This window comes from Dapis hubbardiae BLCC-M172 (assembly GCF_050016015.1).
GTDB lineage: Bacteria > Cyanobacteriota > Cyanobacteriia > Cyanobacteriales > Microcoleaceae > Trichodesmium.
This window is the reverse complement of the sequence record NZ_JBNHEQ010000007.1, coordinates 1-2645: the sequence shown is the minus strand read 5'-3', so window position 1 is coordinate 2645 and position 2645 is coordinate 1. Positions and strand designations below refer to the sequence as shown.

Genomic DNA, 2645 nt, shown 5'->3' with positions numbered 1-2645 from the left:
CTTTTTGACTTTCAAAGGAGGAATTAAGCAGAGATTCTTTTTGACTTTCAAAGGAAGAATTAAGCAGAGATTCTTTTTGACTTTCAAAGGAGGAATTAAGCAGAGATTCTTTTTGACTTTCAAAGGAAGAATTAAGCAGAGATTCTTTTTGACTTTCAACTGTTACACTCACACCCCCTTCAGATGTAAATTTAATCCCATTATTGATTAAATTAATTAAAACTTGACGGAGCTTAGTTTCATCAGTATAAATATATTGAGGTACATCATCTTGATAGTCAAATATTAATGTTAACCCTTGATTTTCTGCGGTTAGATATAATAAGTCTTCCAGTTCATTTAAGAAAGAATAAAAATCAAAACTATTAGCATTAAGGGTCATTTTCCCTGCTTCAATTTTAGATAAGTCTAAAATATTATTAATCAAGGTTAATAAATAGCTACCACTTTTATAAATAATAGTTGTATTTTCCTTGTCTTCTTTTGATAAGGTTTGAGAACGCATCATAATTTGAGAAAAGCCTAAAACTGCATTTAAAGGAGTTCTCAATTCGTGACTCATATTAGCAATAAAAGTGCTTTTTGCTTGATTAGCAACTTCCGCTTTTTCTTTCGCCACTTCCAATTGTTGATTCGACTCAGTGAGTTCAAAAGTTCGCTCTTCCACTCGTTGTTCTAAAGTTTCAAACAAAGCTTGTAAATCATTTGCCATGCGGTTAAAAGACTCAGCTAATTCCCCGACTTCATCACGGCGATCGCTCTCCACTATTGTCTTTTGATTCCATTCTCCTTGACTCATACTTTTGGCAGCTTGGTTTAATTTCAAAATCGGTTGCGTAACCCAACGTGCGGTCAAAATACCTAAGATGATGGCAATAAGCAAAGCCAAAATACAAAGAGCAATGGTAATTCTAGTATTAGCATTAATCTCTGCCATAAATTCTGACTGCGGAACAATGATAGCGATCATCCAGTCAGGATGGGATATTTCTATGTCTAAAGGGGTAAGTTGTAACCAATATTGCTCTTGTTCGAGACGAAACTGCGATTGCGTTACACTATTTTTGTCTCTGTCTAAAGTTTCCCAATGAACCGCAGCAGCAGCAATAGCAGAGTCTTTACTCTCACTTGGTTTCAATCGTTGGAAAGACCCATGATAGTTACCAACATTATCAGTTTTATCCCTAATTTCCGGTGTCATAAATGGACTTTCATCAATAGAAGTTGCCAACATCCAACCATCCTCATCGACGATCGCGATGCGACAACCATTACAAATATCTAAGGAGTTCAAAAAATCTTGTATCAGAGTCAAACCCACATTGACTGCAAAAATTCCTTGCAACTCACCTTGAGAATCAAAAAAGGGCGCATAAGTATTAACCGCGAGGAGGGGAAGTTTACCGACTTGAAAAGATTTTGTCCAACCAGGAGCGCTGTCTCTGACGGCACCTTGATACCAAAGAGTATCTTGGATAATGAATGGATCGAGAGAGAAAAGCTCTTGGGTACGATTTCCTCTTTCGTCCAAAAGATACATTGTCAGACGCTCCGGGCGTTTGGAATCAGAAATCATCCCTTCAATGCGTTGTTTATTTCTGCGATGAGTCACTCGAAACGTTCCATCAGGGAAACCCAAGAAAATACCAGTAACAGTTTCAAATTGTTTAATGCGCACCCATAGAAGTTGCTCGACTTCAGCTAAATTGTTTAAATTGACTGTTTGACTTCGGACAGCTTCAATATTCATTTTGTTAATTTGCATTGCCGTCTGAAGATTCTGCTGAATATACAAATTCACTCGCTCTACCACTTCTGTCATCAAGCGTTCTGAGAGATTTTGTACTGCGTCCTGACCACTTCGATAAGACAAATAACCTACCAGTCCAACGCTTACCAGCAGTTGCATCACAAAGGGAATAATCAATACCATCCGCAGAGAAAGTTTACAGAACAATGAACTTAAGTATCTGTTTGGCATTTTTCAGTTACCATCCTTCCCATTTTTTATTGCTTATTTGTAAGCATTTCCTGCGGAATGATCCGCAAACACCTATCAACTCAAGTCAAAACTATTGGTTGATTTGGATTTCAATTTTATCAATGTCCTAACACTTTTTTGTAGTGCTATAGCAAATGATTGGTGAAAAAAACTCTAGGGGTTTGGAGACTAAACCCCTACGATAAAATATTTAACTTTTGACTTCTGACTTCAGCTATACAGAGCGATCGCTAATACAACTACAGAATAATTATTCTAAATTCTAAATTCTGAATTCTAAATTCTGACTTCGCGATCGCTACACAACCATAGAATAATTATTAGACCTAGGCGTGAAAAAGATATAGATTTTTTGGAGGAGTAGGGAACAGGGAACAGGGAACGCTTAACTGGCAAGATATTTTTATGAAAAAGGCATGAAAAAGGATTTTTTATGGTTAATTTTTCTTTCTTTAGCATATCTAACTCAAAGGTTTATTTATTTTCCGGAGATGTCTATTATGTTAAATATAGCGTTTCTCAAGCTTATGAGGTACACAAGCTCTTTAATTTCTTTTCTATTCCTGATTCCCTATTCCCTATTCCCTATTCCCAGTTAAGTGTTCCCTAAAACCTAGAATTTTGTACCTCACGCTTCTTGGGA

1 protein-coding gene is annotated in these 2645 nt (G+C 36.5%); it reads right to left on the bottom strand.

The annotated features are described in order from the left end of the window. The coding region (locus ACP6PK_RS00570) for a PDC sensor domain-containing protein (protein WP_426556861.1) at nt 1-1981 on the bottom strand (1981 nt) is incomplete at its 3' end. Nucleotides 1982-2645: the final 664 nt, after the last annotated feature.